This window comes from Anabaena sp. PCC 7938, from assembly GCF_049315035.1.
GTDB classification, from domain to species: domain Bacteria; phylum Cyanobacteriota; class Cyanobacteriia; order Cyanobacteriales; family Nostocaceae; genus Anabaena; species Anabaena cylindrica.
The window spans coordinates 5,780,787-5,799,679 of the sequence record NZ_CP186034.1 but is presented as its reverse complement, the minus strand read 5'-3'; the positions used below and the strand labels follow the sequence as shown (position 1 = coordinate 5,799,679).

General features: G+C 40.6%; 8 protein-coding genes and 2 pseudogenes. 4 read left to right on the top strand and 6 right to left on the bottom strand.

The genetic code is table 11. From position 1 onward, the window contains the following. Positions 1-6: 6 nt before the first annotated feature. The gene (locus ACOWPH_RS25835) at positions 7-2,796 is read right to left on the bottom strand and encodes a filamentous hemagglutinin N-terminal domain-containing protein (protein WP_150111068.1); all 2,790 of its coding nucleotides are present in this window, start codon (positions 2,794-2,796) and stop codon (positions 7-9) included. Positions 2,797-3,047: 251 nt separating this feature from the next. Between ACOWPH_RS25835 and ACOWPH_RS25830 the strand changes: the two are divergent. The 3 genes and pseudogenes from ACOWPH_RS25830 to ACOWPH_RS25820 all read left to right on the top strand — a co-directional run. Continuing rightward, a pseudogene (locus ACOWPH_RS25830) lies at positions 3,048-4,693 on the top strand (IS1634 family transposase). A gap of 249 nt (positions 4,694-4,942) precedes the next feature. After that, entirely contained in the window at positions 4,943-5,299 is a 357-nt protein-coding gene (locus ACOWPH_RS25825; RefSeq protein ID WP_096713099.1) for a helix-turn-helix domain-containing protein, read from the top strand. A 23-nt stretch (positions 5,300-5,322) separates the two neighbouring features. After that, positions 5,323-5,898, top strand: a pseudogene (locus tag ACOWPH_RS25820) (IS630 family transposase); the annotation flags it as partial. Positions 5,899-6,149: 251 nt separating this feature from the next. Here the strand turns inward: ACOWPH_RS25820 and ACOWPH_RS25815 are convergent. From ACOWPH_RS25815 to ACOWPH_RS25805, 3 genes are all read right to left on the bottom strand, one after another. Beyond that, entirely contained in the window at positions 6,150-8,702 is a 2,553-nt protein-coding gene (locus ACOWPH_RS25815) for a filamentous hemagglutinin N-terminal domain-containing protein (RefSeq protein ID WP_015212970.1), read from the bottom strand. A 65-nt stretch (positions 8,703-8,767) separates the two neighbouring features. After that, a complete protein-coding gene (locus ACOWPH_RS25810; RefSeq protein WP_015212969.1) occupies positions 8,768-11,248 on the bottom strand; it encodes a beta strand repeat-containing protein in 2,481 nt (826 codons plus the stop codon). Between the two features lie 338 nt (positions 11,249-11,586). Then, a complete protein-coding gene (locus ACOWPH_RS25805) occupies positions 11,587-12,369 on the bottom strand; it encodes a hypothetical protein (protein WP_015212968.1) in 783 nt (260 codons plus the stop codon). A 418-nt stretch (positions 12,370-12,787) separates the two neighbouring features. Between ACOWPH_RS25805 and ACOWPH_RS25800 the strand changes: the two genes are divergently transcribed. Further along, entirely contained in the window at positions 12,788-12,949 is a 162-nt protein-coding gene (locus ACOWPH_RS25800; protein WP_250973237.1) for a hypothetical protein, read from the top strand. Here the strand turns inward: ACOWPH_RS25800 and ACOWPH_RS25795 are convergent. Both ACOWPH_RS25795 and ACOWPH_RS25790 read right to left on the bottom strand, forming a co-directional pair. Beyond that, positions 12,920-15,685: a filamentous hemagglutinin N-terminal domain-containing protein gene (locus ACOWPH_RS25795; protein WP_015212967.1), complete on the bottom strand. Its 2,766-nt coding sequence runs from the start codon at positions 15,683-15,685 to the stop codon at positions 12,920-12,922. The two genes, ACOWPH_RS25800 and ACOWPH_RS25795, sit on opposite strands and share 30 nt — an antisense overlap. A 66-nt stretch (positions 15,686-15,751) precedes the next feature. Next, positions 15,752-18,859 (bottom strand): filamentous hemagglutinin N-terminal domain-containing protein, encoded by a 3,108-nt coding sequence (locus ACOWPH_RS25790; protein WP_015212966.1) that lies wholly within the window; start codon positions 18,857-18,859, stop codon positions 15,752-15,754. Between the last annotated feature and the right edge of the window lie 34 nt (positions 18,860-18,893).

The following is an 18,893-nucleotide window of genomic DNA, read 5'->3' as shown; positions in this document are numbered from 1 at the left end:
AGGTGTTCATGAACTTTTAGGAATAGCAACACAGGTTAATGGTTGTTGGACTTGAATAAGAGATTTATCGGCTAGTAATTCTATTTTGCCTTGGGCATTACGATGCCAAGAAGTAGCTGAAATCAAAGTTTTTGGAGATGGGGGTATTTGGGCTGCAACTGCGCTCTCTCCACGATATGCAGAGATGTCGCGGATATCAGACCAAGTGTTTAGGTGTAGCCCGTCGTAGATATTGCTCCTGATTTCTTGATTGGGATTTTGCGGTATTCCACCCCTTCCCGTTGCCACAAAACTACTACCAGTATTATGAGAACAACCTGTAGCTATTTGTTGGGATGGGTCTGTAACATTCTCTGGTAATTCCACTAAACCCGAACTGGGGTCAAGCCCGACAGTATTAACTTGAACAGTGCCACTGAGTCCAAATTGCGAACTGGCAGTAATATCACTTTTTGCTGTGATTTGGGGACGAAATTCTAAGCCAAAGATACCTTGAGTGGCAATCTGGATATTTCCACCACTTCCTAGTACCGCGTTGGCAACAATATCACTATTTTCATCAGCAAGGGCAATAATAAATCCGGCATTAATGTCAATATTTCCCCCTGTTGAGGTACCACTAGCATTGGTGGTAATATTGCTGCCATGTCGTAGCAGTAGAACATCATTTGCTTGCAACTCAATATCACCCAGACTACCTCCATTCACTTCAGAACGCAGACTTGCGCCATTATCGAGGAAAATCTTGTCAGCGCTAATATTGAGATCTCCCGCGTCTCCAGTTCCAGTATTACTAACAGTAATTTCTGCACCATTGCGAACGCTTATAGTGTCAGATTGTTTAATATTGATAGACCCCGCAGCAAAACTAGTAGCAGAAGATGCAGCGATCGCACTGGGCAGTTGACGACCATTAACTATGGTTTGGGAAATTCCTTCTACATCAATATTTTTAACTTGCAGGTTAATATTCCCCGCTGCTCCTTGACCCAAACTTGATGAAGTGATTTGTCCACCATTGAATACCCGCAAGCGATCGCTCTCCAGGGTAATATTTCCTCCTTGTCCGACGGCACTATCAGCCACAGCAACGGTAATGCCACTGACTCCATTATTAATACTATCGAATACTGGGTCACTGACCTCTACATCCTGGGCATAAATCTCTATATTTCCAGCCTTGCCAGCACCTGATAGCGCACTAGAGACCGTCCCGCCGTCTGCTAGTTGCAAATATCCAGTATCAATAGTGATGTTGCCACCTTGACCATCTGCAAAAAGTTGAATCGAGCTGATTACAGCACTAGTAAAGTTATTAGGTGTAGCTCCTTTAATTTCGAGACTTTCAGCAGATTTGATTGAGATGTCCCCAGACTTACCAGTGGTGATAGACTCAAAACCAGGAAAGTTGAAGCCGAGTAAATCAGTACTAATGTGACCTCCATTAAGCAAACGAACTCGATCTGCTTCAATGGTGATACTGCCGCTATTATTTCTGTTGCCACCACTTACCAAAGTAGTAATAGAGCTAGGTCTAAAAATAGAAATACCATTGAAAGGAATGCCAAATGGGTTGTATCCGTTCACTTCCACATCTTTGGCATGAACGGTAATATTTCCGGTACTAGCATCGTTGATTGGGGTAAAAGTGAAGGTAAAGCCATTGTTGGTGGACTGCAACCAAGCGCCATTTGCAATCCGTAAACGTTCAGTCTCAATTGTAATGTCTCCTGCCCTGGCCCCAGTTCCAAATACACTAGTGAATAATCCAGGGGTGTCATAATTCTCTGGGGCAGAGACTCCCAACAAATCTATAAATTCCGTGGTTTTGACGGTGATACCTTGTCCTTGTCCAAATGCTCCTGTAGCAGAAGAAATTCCTGAACCCTCCTGAAGTGTCAAACCGCGCCCCCGGATGTTAATTGCTCCACCATTTATCCCACTAGTATCAATCAGCGAGGATTGTCTGAGCGTAATTGTTCCCCAGTCAGCAGAAGTGGGGCTAGTTAGTTGCAATCCGGCTTGATTATTCAACCCAACTTCAGCATTCTGCAATGCCCATAATTCAACTCTTCCATCTGCATTGGCAAGGCCGGTCTGATTGATGTCGATTTCACTACCCACCAATGCCACTGTTTGAGCCTTGAATATTTGTGAAGCACGAAACAAGAAGTTAAGTGCTGGTGTTCCTTGGGTGCGAATTGTTCCGGCATTGGCTCCAAGTTGCAGCCCAATGGGTGCGCTCATAGTTAATAAAGGGGGTGTTGTGGCATCGGTGGCATTAAATGCGAACCCATCCGCAAATTTGATACTATTGGCCGTTGTACCCACAAATGACCCGCTGATATCCAACTTGGCACTTGGCCCAAATACAATTCCATTGGGATTGATCAAAAATAAACTGGCAGGATTATTACTGTTGAGAGTTTGAATCAAGCCATCAATATGAGAAATATTTCCACCTGTTACCCGACTAAATATAGTTGTAATATTGGGCGTATTGGTTAAATCAAATTTTGCTGAACCACCTGTAGGCACTGAAAAATTACTGAAGCTGTGGAATAAGTTATGACCTTTTTCCATACCATTAAGAATGGTAAAATCATTACCCACTATGTTAACAGTGGTTTTAGTAGTACCATCAGATGTGACCTGAGCGATACCTACCGTCGGCTTTGCGATACCTACGGTCGGCTTCGCCATCGCACCGAGACTCCAAAGAAATATTGCTGTGAGCATGATTCCTGGAGTTAATAACCCAGTTGTTAACATCAATAGAAAGGGTTTAACTCTCATCATTAATAATTCCTAGACTTGATTTAATGGAGGCAGGAGGCTTTCTTAGAGGCGGATTCAAATCCACCTCTCATTGAAGATGGTCGTGGCAAAAATGCTTTATTCTTAATTAAAACCCACATTCCGCAGATGTTAAAGCAAATTTAGGAATTAAAAATTTAGAGAAAGAAAAGCCTGAAAAGATTGTCTAGCAAGGATTTCAGGCTTTTATTTGTTAAAATAAAAAGCGTCAAATAGAGAAGGGAAAAACCGTGAAAGAGTCTCAAGTTGCCATACAAACCCTAGATATAGACCATTTAGGAATAGTAGCAGGAATAATAGACGAGATGGAATTGGTAGAAGAAGTGAATAAAATAGTGGGAATAAAAACAAAAGAAACCCTAACACCAGGACAAGTAGTAAAAGCGATGATATTGAATGGATTAGGGTTTTTAAGCGCCCCATTATATCTATTTGGGGAATTTTTTGTAGGAAAAGCAACAGAACATTTAATAGGAGAAGGAGTATTACCAGAGCATTTAAATGACGACAAACTAGGAAGAGAACTAGACAAATATCATCAAATAGGAACAACCAAGATATTTACAGCAGTAGCCATAAAAGCAGCCCATAAATTCCAAGTAGAAATGGATAGTATTCATTTAGATGGGACATCAATGAGTGTAGAAGGAGAGTACAAAAAAGAAATCAAAGAAACAGAAGAGAATAAATTAGAAATAGAACCGGAGATGAAAGCAATAGAAATAGTCCACGGATATTCAAGAGATAAAAGACCAGACTTGAAACAATTTATCATAGACATGATAGTAACAGGAGATGGAGACATCCCATTATATTTAAAAGTAGACTCAGGAAACGTAGATGATAAAAGTGTATTTGTAGAAAGATTAAAAGAATTTAAAAAACAATGGACATTTGAGGGCATAAGTGTAGCAGACAGTGCCTTATATACAGCAGAAAACTTAGCAGCAATGAGAGAACTGAAATGGATAACAAGAGTACCACTAAGTATCAAAGAAGCAAAAAATAAAATTGTAGATATAAAAGAAGCAGAATGGAAAGATAGTCAAATATCAGGCTATAAAATAGCAGCCAAAGAATCAGAATATGCAGGCATAAAACAAAGATGGATAATCGTAGAAAGTGAAATCAGAAAAAATCAAGTATCCAACAAGTAGAAAAACAAGTCAAAAAACAGGAAGCAAAAGCAAAAGCCGCACTCAGCAAACTATCCAGACAAGAGTTCGCCTGTCAGCCAGATGCAAAAATAGTAATAGAAAAGCTATCAAAATCCTGGAAATATCACCAAATAAAAGAAATTGAATACATAGAGAAACTAGAATATAAAACAGCAGGTAGACCAAGTAAATTGACCGAACCAAGTCAAATAAAATATCAAATAAAAGGTCAAATAGAAACAAGAGAAGAAGTAATAGAAACTGAAAAAATTAACGCAGGGAGATTTATATTAGCAACGAATGTATTAGATAGAAATGAATTGAGTGATGAGAAAGTATTAGAAGAATACAAAGCTCAACAATCTAACGAAAGAGGATTTAGATTTTTAAAAGACCCATTGTTTTTTACATCAAGCGTATTTGTCAAAACCCCGGAAAGAGTAGAAGCAATAGCAATGATAATGGGATTGTGTTTGTTAGTCTATAACCTTGCCCAAAGAAAATTAAGGCAAGAATTAGCTAAATTTGATGATGGGATTAGAAATCAAGTTAAGAAAATCACAAATAAACCGACAATGAGGTGGGTATTTCAGATGTTTCAGGCTGTACATTTGGTAATCATAAATGGACAGAAACAAATGAGCAATTTAACGGAGGAACGTGAAAAGATTGTCAGATATTTAGGAAAGAGTTGTAGTAAATATTATCTAATTACTTGATGTGGTTTATTTGACCTAAAAGATGTAGAAAGTTCAAGGGTAAAAGTAGTAAATAGAAGTTTTTAGCGAAGACGGAAATATTCTTGGCTTTAATTGTCATGTTTATTTTACCGAAAATGACTACTTTAATTGAGAGAGAGAATCTATTTTAAAAACTTGTGAAATTAACTTACTTACAGCAATTTGAGATCAAACCCGCCACAAGAATGGTAAAATTGTAAAGATGTAAAAAAAGAAGATAATTGAGAAATGGCCCCATATTCGATAGACCTAAGACAAAAGATATTAAGTGCCTGGGAAAATAAAGAAGGTACACAAAGAGAATTGGCGGAACGATTCAAAGTTAGTTTATCCTTCATCCGTGACTTTTTGCGTCGATATCGAGAGACATCGGAAATAACTGCTCTTCCTCAAGGAGGAGATAGGCGCTCGAAAATTAAAGGTGAAAATCAAGAATTGTTAAAGAAAATAGTCACGGAGAAAAGTGATATATATTTGCGGGAAATTCAGGAAATAATCAAAGAGAGTAAAGGAATAGAGGTAAGTGTATCAAGCTTGTCACGGACTCTGAACCGCTTAAATCTAAACCGTAAAAAAAAAGTTTAGTAGCCACTGAGCAAGGTTCAGAAAGAGTACAAAAATTGCGCTATGAATTTCGGCTTTGGCTAGATACTATAGATATCAAAAACCTCATATTCATTGATGAAACAGGTATAAATCTGGCTATGACACGACACTATGGTAGAGGTGAAGGTGGAATCAGAGTTTATGATGATCGCCCTGGAAATAAAGGACAAAATATCACGTTAATTGGAGCTATGAGCGATGAAGGCTTAATCGCTACTATGACTTTTCCTGGTAGTTTAAACAGTGATAGTTTTTTAGTTTTTATTGAACAAATATTACTACCTCAGTTGTGGATTGGAGCAATTGTAGTTATGGATAATTTACCTGTACATTATGCTTTAACTGCAAAATCTTTAATAGAATCTGTTGGCGCGTCTATTAAATTTTTACCTCCCTACTCACCTGATTTATCTCCAATTGAGTTATGTTGGTCAAAATTAAAAGGAATTCTTCGTTCTGCTAAAGCTCGCACATTAGATGCTCTGGATGAAGCTATTACCGTAGCTATTAATGCTATTACTGATGAAAATGCGCTCAACTGGTTTAATCATTGTGGCTTATTTTTTGAGCCTATTTAGATAGCTATTTTTGTGGTGGGTTTGATCGCAAACTGCTGTAATAAGCTCTATCTTTTGGCAAATAAAGTTAAATTCAGCCAGAAAAATTAGGTAGATAAAATTTTCCTGGCTGGAATTTTTCAAAAATATCAATAATCTGAGTCACATCTGCGGAATGTGGGTTAAAAATTTTCCCTTCTGCCTCCTGCTCTCTACCTCGCCCGAAGGCTCTTAAACTTATTGTTCCCTAAATAAACTTTTTTATAACATGACTAACTTTTAGGAACAGCAGCACAGGTTAATGATTGTTGCACCTGAATGGGAGATTTATCTGCAATTAACTCAATTTTGCCGATCGTGTTACGATGCCAAGAGGTAGCTGAGATCAGAGATTTGGCCGATTGGGGTATTTGTGCTGATGCACTATTTCCACGATATGCAGAGATGTCGCGGATATCAGACCAAGTGCTTAGGTGTAGACTATCGTAGACATTGCGTCTGGTTTGTTGATTGGGATTTTGTGGTAATCCACCCCGTCCTGTGGCCACAAAACTGCTGCCAGTATTATCAAAACAACCTGTCGCTATTTGTTTTGATGAGTCTGTCACATTCTCTGGTAATTCCACTAAACCAGAACTGGGGTCAACTCCAAAATTATTAATGTCTACTGTGCCACTAAGTCCAAATTGGGAACTAGCTGTAATGTCATTAGTCAAGTCTGCTCTGGGGGTGAGAGTATTACGGTATTCCAGAGCAATAATGCCTTGAGTGCTGATTTGAATGTTCCCCCCCCGACCTTGGGCGGCATTAGCGATGATATCGCTATTTTCTAATCCTAAAATTATTGGAGAACTGATAGTGATATTGCCACCATTTCCCAAGCCTCCTGCTGTGGTTGAAATTTGACTACTCTGACTTAATAACAAAGCTTTCTGAATATCGAGATTGATATCACCGCCATTACCTGATGTTGTTAAGGCACTAATTCTGGAGCTATTCTTCAAAGTCACAAAATCCGCAGTGATTTCTAGTTGTCCTCCTTCGCCTGTTTGGCGGTTTTCCACAGAAATGACAGCACCCTTGTCCATATTTAATGTCGAGGTGTTGATCGACACAGATCCAGCATTACCCGTTGCTTTTTCAGGAAGTCCTAAAATTAGTTGGAGTATCGCTGGTGCAGCAGTAACACTAGAAGTGATCTGAGTATTAACGAAATTGCTATTGGCAGTATTCAGGTCTAGCTGTTGAGAATTCGCCATCTCAATGGCATCTTCGGCATTAATGATGATTTTACCTGCATTACCACTAGAAAAAGCTGTAGTGATAATAGCACCACCATTATCGAGTCTGAGTTTAGGTGTATTGATGATGGTGGTACCGCCATCTCCTGCACCAAAGGAAGTTGAGACGATCGCACTATTCGATACTAGAGACGTTCCTGCCAAGTCAATTAGTTCGGTTGCATTCACACTCACTTGACCTGCATTACCAAATCCTAAAGTTGTAGAGGTAATTTGTGCGCCACCTCGAACAGTCAGGGTGCCTGTTGAGAGGGTAAGTGAGCCAGCGTTACCCTGACTAAAGGTTGTAGTTGTCAATGCGCTCAAGGCAGAGGGGTCGAATGGTGAAGTCCCTGTGAGTTGAACAGAGAGCGGAGCATTAATGCTGAGTGTACCACTAGAGGCAGCACTGAAAGTGTTGGCAGCGACAATCCCACCATTTTGCAGCATGATTTGAGGTGCAGAAAGATTAATATCACCACCTTTACCCAAGCCCAAGGCTTGAGTTGTAATTTGGCTGGGAATAGTAGACGTAGCACCAATAATTGAGAGAGATTCACTACCAATGATTTGAATGTTGCCACCGAGTTGCTGACCAAAGTTCTGCCCAGCAATTACTGAACCATCTTGCAAGGTTATATTTCCACCATTTAACTGCACAAAACCTGCATTGATACCACTCACATTCACTAGTGAACCAGCACGGAGTTGAATATCCCCAAATTCTGTAGTTGGAGTTGTGCTAACAGTCGCAAGTTGATTGTTTTCTCCTAGCAACCACTGTCCATTGCTTAACGCCCCTAATTCAACTTTCCCAGAGTTGGCTATCAGTAAACCACCATCTATAGTAACGTTACTCGCAACCAAAGACAGCGTATTACCAGATTTAACCTGTAACCCTGTAGTTGGTGTTGTGATGTTTAGTAGGGAAAGTCCGATACGTGTGATATTAGTGCTATTGCCTACACCTTCAACTTGAATATCTCCTGAACTTCTCCCCATTTGTAAACCGATGGGTACACTCATGGTTAATAATGTTGTTGCCATCGGGTTAACAGCACTAAATTCTGTCCCATCAGCAAATTTAATACTATTGGCAGTCGTTCCCACAAATGAACCACCTATATTCAGTGAGGCATCTTTGCCAAATATAATCCCGGCTGGATTGATTAAAAATAAGTTCGCGCTACCGTTGGCACTGATTTCACCATCAATGTTAGAAATATTACCACCTGTCACCCGGCTAAATATAGTTGTAATATTTGGCGTATTGGTTAAATCAAATTTTGCTGAACCACCTGTAGGCACTGAAAAATTGCTGAAACTGTGGAACAAGTTATTACTTTTTTCAATACCATTAAGGATATTGAAATTATTACCACTGGGGTTAACGATGGTGTTAGTAGTACCATCAGATGTGACTTGAGCGATACCTACGGTCGGCTTTGCCAATGCACCGCAACTCCATAGAAATATTGCTGTGAGCATGATTTCTGGAGTTAATAACCCAGTTGTTAAAATCAATAGAAAGGGTGCAACTTTCATGGCTAACAATTTCCTATACTTGATTTCAACTTTTTGTTCCCTAAATGACTTCTTTTATAACATGACTAACTTTTAGGAACAGCAGCACAGGTTAATAATTGTTGTACCTGGATGGGAGATTGATCGGCAATTAACTCAATTTTGCCTTGGGTGTTACGATGCCAAGAAGTAGCTGAAATCAAAGTTTTTGGAGATTGGGGTATTTGGGCTGATGCAATATTTCCATGATATGCAAAGATGTCACGGATATCTGACCAAGTAGGATTGTTCCTCACATCCTGAGTGGGATTTTGAGGTATCCCACCTCGTCCCGTGGCGACAAAACTGCTGCCAGTATCATGAGAACAACCTGTAACTATTTGTTGTGATGAGTCTGTCACATTCTCTGGTAATTCCACTAACCCAGAACTGGGGTCAACGCCAAAATTATTAATTTGCACAGTACCATTAACACCAAATTGAGAACTCGCTGTAATATCGTTTTCCGAAGTGAGTTCGTTGCGGTACTTTAACCCGAATACGCCTTGGGTTGTGATGTTAATATTACCGCCATTACCTTGGACTGCATTGGCGACGATATCACTATTTTCTAATCCGACAATGATGGGAGAATTAATAGTAATATTACCACCATTGCCTAAGCCTTTAGCTTCTGTGTCAATTAAACTGTTATTACGCATTAATAGGAAATTTTCCAACTTTAGGGAAATATTACCTCCTTCACCAGAATTTGTACTGGCAGTAATACCAGCATTGCGATCTAGTAATACGTATCCCGCATTAATATTTATTGTCCCAGAATCTCCAATCCCGTGATTTGTCACTGTAACTGATGCTTGATTATTAATCTTGAGAGATGGAGTATTAATATATATATTTCCACCGTCGCCTTGAGGAGTTGCAGGAATATTAAAAAAACTTTGTGCAAAAGCGCTAGGACTTTTAACTACTGACCTAATTTGACTGGGATTTTCTGCTTTTGGTAAATTTCCCGTGATCTCAATCGATTCCAAAGCATTAATCTTGATATCACCAGCATTACCCTGACCCACACTAGAACTAGTCACCGCGCCGCTGTTATCAACTATTAATTTGTTTGTATTGATAGTCAAATTACCCGCATTCCCCGCGACTAAACTAGCTGTAGACAAAGCCGTAACACCAGGAGTATTATTTCCGCTCACTTGAATATGATCAGCATTAATTACTAAGTTACCACCAGCGCCATTACCCGTAGTAATGCTACCAACAACAGCACCATTAACTACTAATAAATCTGGGGTTGAAACAGTCACATTTCCACCTACTCCTGTAGACGATGTTGTTGATGAGATAGTCGAGAAAGCATTAGCTGGGTCATAGTCTTTAACTTGAATTGACTCAGAGGCATTAATATTAATGCTGCCACTATTACCTTGACCATAAGTGTTGTTATCAATTCCAGCACCATCTTTAATAACTAAGCGTTTAGTAGAAACCCTAATATCTCCGCTAGTTCCGGTTCCTAATGCTTCACTCAGTAGACTGGTACGAATTCCCACTGTTGGCAGGTAGCCAGAAATTTCTAACAATTCGGTTGCATTGACATTAAGCATTCCCCCCGCGTGGCTTCCCTTGTTTTGGGTTAAAACTAATGAACCTTCTGCAATGCTTATTTTTTTTGCTTGTAGCTGAATATGACCAGATGGACTACCACTAGTATCCAGCAATGACTTTTTTGAGAGGTGAATATTTCCTAAATTTGACACTTGAGCATAGTTCAATGTCAAACCTTGTTCTAGTAGCTGAAGATTTACAAATTCCCTGCCATTCAAGCTTCCTAATTCAATTCTTCCCTGTTCAGCAGTTAAAACTGCCCCATCTAGAGTAATATCTCCACCAACTAATGCTAATGTTTTTCCCTGTTCTACGCTTAATTTCTCCGTACTAATAGTGCCGTTAATTGCTGCACCGAAAGAGGTGAATTTATGTCCTGTTCCTGATATTGTAATTGCACCAGGATTACTGCCCATTTGTAAACCCACAGGTACACTCATAGTCAGCAAGGGCATTATGAAAGCATTATCAGCACTAAATTCTACCCCATCGCTAAACTTAATACTATTCGCCGTCGTCCCCACAAACGATCCACCAATATTCAAGCTGGCATTTTGACCAAATACAATTCCGTTGGGATTCATCAAAAATAAACTGGCAGGATTATTACCGTTAAGAGTCTGAATCAAGCCATCAATATGGGAAATATTTCCACCAGTTACTCGACTAAATATAGTTGTAATATCGGGCGTATTAACTAAATCAAAAATAGCAGAACCACCGATTGGCACTGAGAAATTAGTGAAGCTATGAAATAAATTATTTCCTTTTTTAATGCCATTAAGAATATTGAAATTATTGCCATTTAGGTTGACTATGGTGTTGGTTGTGCCATCAGATATAACTTCAGCTATTACGGGTGAAACCATGCTGGAAAAAAATAATCCAGTTGTGAATATAGACAGTATTTTCTTTAAACTCCAGATGGAGTATCTACGTAAGTTTTTCATTGCTAAAAAATCTCCCTATCTATATTTTCAAAGTTGGAATTTACGAAATAAATAATAGTATTTCTATCGAGGTTTAGATTCTCTTTAATAGGTTTTTACAGTAAACATAAAAGATAGTTATTTTGCTGAATTTTAGTAGAAAATATTGTAGAGAAATATATGAATATTTCTTGTGCTAATTGAGTTATTAGTAATCCGATATCTAGTATATAATCAAGCTGAATACTGTTCGGTTAAGAATATCAACTATTTCTATCTTTAGCCTTAACCGAAAAGTATTGTCATTTTATGGGATATTATTCACATAAATTCCCTTCATCAGTCATGAATAAGGTTTTTCAATTTGTGTAAGTCCTAATTTTAGTTTGCTTATAGCCCTTCAAGCATAAGCCTAAAGCACCAAAAATTAATAAGCCAAAACCAGTATATGGCTCATTAACTGTCGTAATACTGACTCTATTAATTCCGAAACCACGTTGTGGTGAGGAAGTATTAAAAACTAAGCTTTTGATGTTAGCTGTATCGCTGGTTACACCTAAAAAGACAGCTGAATTATCACGTGTGCCAGAAGAAATTCCTGGGATAGAAAATGTTCCAAGTAAGTTGTTCTCATCATCAAATGCTGATATAAAAACTTCATAATCTATATTTTCGCTACCACTCGCAGCAATTTGAGTTCCAGCAGCTTTAACATTTTTATCAAAAAAAATCGTTATAGGGTTGGGATTTCCAGTGGGAATAACAGTAGGACTAAAACCTGTAAATAAAAGAAAATCACCAGGAGCAAAGTTAGTTTGAACTGGTGGGTTATTTTGAAAAATAAATGGTGGAGTAATATCTCCTCCTGCTGACGGAATATTTACGCTTATCCCTAAACCATGAGAAGATTGACCTGAAAATGAATATGGAAGAAAGTCATTAGGATTGGGAGCAAAAGGGTTTAATACTTTTCCTAAACTTGACCATTCGATTTGGTCATTACTTTGTAAAGTGTTCCGATCTTGGACTAGGGTAATCGCACGAACTGGCGATGAAAAAAGCGTTGCTAAAGTAATAAATGCAGCTAGTCGAAATTTGCTCACTAATTTGCTACTAGAAGCCCTTAAAGTTTGATTTGACATCAGAATCTGTATTGAGATATTTAATGATTTATACTAGGGCATTTATTAATGCCTTTCTAGTGTAGAACTACTTACTTATTTAATTCCGATCTTCCGCACCCTCAACTGTCACACTCGGTTTTTACTGCTTTTTATGATGATATAAAGCCGTATTATATACCAATGCTCAAAGAATTAACGGATGCATGATGCTGGGAAAGCATAATTTGTATCCGAAAAATAAGAGAAAATCAAGTGATAATACTATGTGACACCCCAGGGTGCGGAATGTGGGTTAATTTTTTATGGTTTTTTTATCAGTATTTTTGCTGTTTTACAAAAAACATTTCTGACAAAGATTGTAGAGACGAAAGAAGGGTTGGCCAAAGATGCATATTGTGGTTTCAAACCCGCGTAGGCGGGTTTTGTCTGTGTAGCCGTGACTTCCAGTCGCCAGGCACAAGATGTGAGTAGACAAATTGGACATGAATGGACTCTGTTGATAGCAATAAAATTAAGTGATTGGACAAAATATTTACAGTCATTGCGATCGCTCTTTCTGTCTGACTACTTAGGGCTTAAGAACAGCAGCACAGGTTAATGGTTGTTGCACCTGGATGGGAGATTGATCGGCAATTAACTCAATTTTGCCTTGGGTGTTACGATGCCAAGAGGTAGCTGAGATCAGAGATTTGGCCGATTGGGGTATTTGTGCTGATGCACTATTTCCACGATATGCAGAGATGTCGCGGATATCAGACCAAGTGCTTAGGTGTAGTCTATCGTAGACATCACGTCTGGTTTGTTGATTGGGATTTTGTGGTAATCCACCCCGTCCTGTGGCCACAAAACTGCTGCCACTATTATCAGAACAACCTGTCGCTATTTGTTGGGATGGGTCTGTCACATTCTCTGGCAATTCCACTAAACCAGAACTGGGGTCAACTCCAAAATTATTAATTTGCACAGTACCACTAATGCCAAATTGGGAACTAGCTGTAATATCACTGTCCGGGGTGAGTTGGTCGCGGAATTCTAGTCCAAATAAACCCTGAGTTTGAATATCAATATTCCCACCAGCCCCTTCAATAGCATTGGCAGTAATATCGCTGTTTTCTAAACCAATAATAATCGGTGCATTGATGCTGATATTGCCGCCTGTAGCTGTACCTGTGGCATTGGTACTAATTTCACCGCCATAACGCATTAGCAGAACATCAGTATTGAGAGTCAGATTACCGCGATCGCCTGCGGAAACTTCTGAAAGCAGACTGCCTCCTTGTTCTAGCTTGATGCGGTTGGCATTAATGAGCAAGTTGCCTGAATTACCGCCACCTATATTACTAACGGAAATTTGCCCATGATCAAGAACATTGAGTTTATCTACCACTAGATTAACTGAACCAGCATCAGAGGTGGTAGTAGAAGCAGCAGTAATGGTACTTGGGAGAATGCGATCATCAGTTAAGGGTTGGGAATTACCCTCTACGGTTATATTGTTGACTTGCAAGTTGACATTACCTGCTGCACCATTGCCATCTGTCGATGAGGTAATTTGTCCACCATTGAAGACGCGCAGATTGTCTGCTGTCAAGCTAATATTGCCTCCCTTGCCTGTGGAATTCTGCCCTATCGCTACAGTGATACCACTGGGGGCGTTACCAAGAAGATCAACCACGGGATCGCTAACCTGCACATCAGTGGCTTGGATCGTGATATTCCCTGCTGTGCCTCTGCCTGCGATCGCAGCATTTGGACTGCCTGTAATTTGACTGGAGATGGTTCCACCGTTGGTGAGAGCGAGTTGACCCGTGTTAATTATCACATTGCCCCCTTGACCAACCGCCCCGGTTAGAATTGAACTGATGATCGCACTGGTACCATTGTCAGGGTTTGTACCACGAATATCGAGGCTTTGAGTTGCCGTCACGGAAATATCCCCAGCTTTGCCAGTTACAGGGGAGAAAGCACCAAACAAATCGGTGCTGATACCTCCCCCATCTAGCAGCCGTACTCGTTCAGCCTCTACCGTAATTGAACCACTTTCATTCTGTTGTCCTCCTAGAATAAGCGTTCCAATTACACTTCCTGGAAAGGAGTTTCCTGTACTTGGACTGCGGAATGGCCCATAACCAATAATTTCTACATCGGTGGCATGAACTTTGATGTCCCCTGTTTTGGCATTGTTGATCGGCGTGAAAGTCGAAAAGTCAATACCAAGGTTAAAGGAGTTGATCGCTCCTCCATTGGCAAGGCGTAATCGTTGGGTGTCAATCGTGGTATTTCCAGCAGTTGCTTCACTCCCTTTTACACTGGTGCTTAAACCTGGAAAAGTAACATTATTGGGATGAGAAATACCCAGTAAATCGACAAATTCTGTAGCTTGGACATTGATACCCTGTCCTTGACCATTTTCACCAGTAGAAGATTCTATATTTGAGCCATCTTGAAGGGTTAACCCCCGCCCCCGGATGTTGATCGCACCCCCAATCGCCCCACTCGTATTGATATAGGACGATTGTTGCAGGGTAATATTGCCCCATGTTGGCGATGAAGATAAACTCGCCAATTGCCAGTTACCAGAGGTGGATATATTCACTGTACCATTTTGCATCGCCCACAATTCCACACGGCTATCCGGCGCAGAAATGTTGGCACTATTGATATCCACTTGTCCCCCAATCAAAGCCAACGTTTGATTCGGTGCGATCGATAATGTCGGTGTCCGTAGGAAATTGTTGGCAGGTGTACCTTGAACTTGTATCCCTCCCGCATTACTTCCCATCTGCAAACCCACAGGTACGCTCATGGTTAATAAGGGTGGTTGAGTTGGATTTACAGCACTAAATTCTGTACCATCTGCGAACTTAATACTATTGGCAGTCGTACCAACAAATGAGCCGCCAATATTCAAACTGGCATTTTGCCCAAACATAATCCCCGCCGGATTCATTAAAAATAAACTCACCGGGTTACTACTATTGAGCGTGCGAATTAACCCATCAATATTGGAAACATTTCCACCTGTCACCCGGCTAAATATAGTTGTAATATTTGGGGTGTTAGTTAAATCAAAGGTTGCTGAACCACCTGTAGGTACTGAGAAGTTACTGAAACTATGAAATAAATTATTACCTTTTTCAATACCATTAAGGATATTAGAATTATTGCCACTGGCGTTAACAATGGTGTTAGTAGTACCATCAGATGTGACTTGAGTTATACCTACAGTCGGCTTCGCCAATGCACCGCAACTCCATAGAAATATTGCTGTAAGCAATATTTCTGGAGTTAATAACCCAGTTGTTACCATCAATAGAAAGGGTCTAACTCTCATGGCTAATAATTTCCTGAATTTGGTATCAACTTAATTGTTCCCTAAATAGGCTTTTTTATAACATGATTAACTTTTAGGAACAGCATTACAGGTTAATGGTTGTTGCACCTGAATGGGAGATTGATCGGCAATTAACTCAATTTTGCCGATCGTGTTACGATGCCAAGAAGTAGCTGAAATCAAAGTTCTTGGAGGTTGGGTTATTTGGGCTGATGTACTATTTCCACTATATGCAGAGATGTCACGGATATCAGTCCAAGAGCCTAGGCGTAGCCAGTTGTAGACATCGTTCCTCGTGTCCTGAGTGGGATTTTGGGGTATTCCCCCTCTTCCTGTAGCGACAAAACTACTACCACTTGTGTCTGCACATCCTGTAGCTATTTGTTGGGATGAGTCTGTAACATTTTCAGGTAATTTCACTAAACCGGAATTGGGGTCAATGCCAAAGTTATTAATATCGACTGTACCGTTAACCCCAAATTGGGAACTGGCAGTAATATCACTTTCTTCTGTGATTTGGGAACGAAACTTAAGTCCAAAGATGCCCTCAGTTTTGATTTGAATATTACCGCCTTTACCTTTGAATGCACTCGCCACGATATCGCTATTTTTCCAGCCCAGAATGAGCGGAGCATCAATTGTGATGTTACCTCCATTCGCATCTTCCTTAGCGTTGGCTGTAATTTGGCTGCCTTGAAGCATCAAAAGCAGGTCGGAGTCTATGAAAATATTGCCTTGGCTGCCTGCAACTGCTTCTGCTTGCAAACTGCTCTGCTTGAGTTGTAACTGGTTGCTCTGAATACCTAAATTTCCCGCACTCCCTGTTCCACTACTACTTACGGACAATTGAGCGCCGCTGTTAATTGAAACGGAATCACTGGACTTAATGGTGATATTCCCGCCATTACCGTTTGCTGTCGCCAAGCTAAACGCACCACTAGGAAAATTTGGGTTTGGATCACTGTTGAGGAGAGGCGATCGCCCAACCCCCGCAAATGTCACAGCATCAGAGGTAATCTCAACATTGCCAGCATTACCTTGGCCAGTGGAACTAGAACTAATGTAAGCGCCATTGCTAACAATTAACACAGGCGTTTGAATTTTGATATTGCCACCATTGCCAGTGGCGTTAACTCCCTGAACTTCGCTCCGAATAAAACTGGGTATACGACCCTCTGAAATATTGCGTTTTCCAGAGATAAAGAAGGCGGGATCGGTCTGTTCTACCCCATCTAATAACACAAATTCCCTGGCTTGAATATTCACATCGCCGGCATTTCCAGAATTTAAAGTATTGGTGTCTAGACGCGCACCATTCAAGAGCGAAAATGTTCGACTCGTGAGGGTGATCTGACCGCCGGCATTGGCGCTGCGGGTTGAAGTGTTGATGGTTGTGGGAAATCCTTCGGCAGGGAGTACGCCGTCTAAGGTGATCGAGTCGGCTTGAATATTGATATTTCCCGCTTTACCAAAAGTGCTGGCGCGGGTGTTGATTAGGGTATTGTTGTTGGCATAGAGCGCACCCCCTACCCGAATATCAATATCGCCACCCACTCCTTTGCCGTTTCCATCTACAAGGGCGCGAATTCTAGCACCACCCAGAGAAATCGAGTCACGTACATTGAGGGTGATGTTGCCACCGTTACCTTCGCCCAATACAGATGAGAAAAGGTTGGGGACTTTAGTGAAGTCAATAAATTCTGCGGTCAAAGAGCCTGCTTTTAAACTAATTCCGGCACTATTGCCGATCGCACCACTTTCCACATTAGAGAAGATATTGACACGTCCATACAAGGAAATCAAATCGTCTATCTGAATGTCAATATGACCGGCATTACCCATCCCAAAGGTGTTAGTTGATAACAGGCTAACGTCTTTCATTGTCAACGACCTAGCCTTGATTTGAATGTTGTTAGCGTTACCCATCGCGCCCCGATCCACCACTGCTGAAAATCCTGAACGAGTTCCTCCTTCTTTGCCTTGAATCAAAATCAGATCGGCAGCTTGCACCGTAATTTTTCCCGCGTTACCTTGGCCTCTGGTATCTGTGAAAACTGTGCCGTATTGACTCAGCGATCGCGTCACGATGTTAACAGCACCACTATTGCCAACACCCTGATTCCGGCTATTTCGAGTCTCAATAGTTGCGCCGTCTTGGACGAGGAGATGATTGCCACTTTGCAAACTAATGTCCCCACCGTTGCCGTCGGTTTTGGTGCTACCAGACCTCTCTCCGACAGAAGCATTGATAGATTGAATGGTGAGGTCGCCACCAGAGGATAGGGAGACATTCCCAGCGTTGCCGATGGCGGCAGTAGAACCTGTATTAATGGTGTCATTTACGGTTATTGCTCGACCAGCTTGAATATTAACCAGTCCACCGCTATCGGTTGAGCTATTCGTGTTGATTGCGCCAACGGTAACATGGCCTTGGGCGGTGATATCCACACTGCGAGATGCGATCGCTTGTAACTGGGCATCGCCAGTGGTAGCTTGAATCTGCACTGCACCATTGGGAGCAGCGATCGCACCCCTACTCAGGATTGCATGAGCAGCTAAAGTCAAACCCTGATTCGTCGAAAGATTAGCACGGTTCGTAATGCTGGCTAAACTTTGTCCGAATTGTAAGCCAATGGGGACACTCATTGTCAGTAGCGGTGGAATTGTAGAATCGGTTGCCCCAAACTGAATACCATCACTAAAGCGAATACTATTAGCAGTCGTACCAACAAACGAACCGCCAATATTCAACTGAGCGTTTTCTCCAAATATAATTCCATTAGGATTAATCAAAAATAAACTGGCTGGATTATTACCGTTAAGAGTCTGAATTAACCCATCAATATAGGAAATATTTCCACCTGTAACTCGACTAAATATATTTTTAATATTTGGCGTATTGGTTAAATCAAAGGTTGCTGAACCACCTGTTGGCACTGAGAAGTTGCTGAAACTATGAAATAAGTTATTACCTTTTTCCATACCATTAAGAATATTAAAATTATTACCACTGGGGTTAACAATGGTGTTAGTAGTACCATCAGATGTGACTTGAGCGATACCTACGGTCGGCTTCGCCAACGCACCGCAACTCCATAGAAATATTGCTGTAAGCATGATTTCTGGAGTTAATAACCCAGTTGTTACCATCAATAGAAAGGGTCTAACTCTCATGGCTAATAATTTCCTGAATTTGGTATCAACTTAA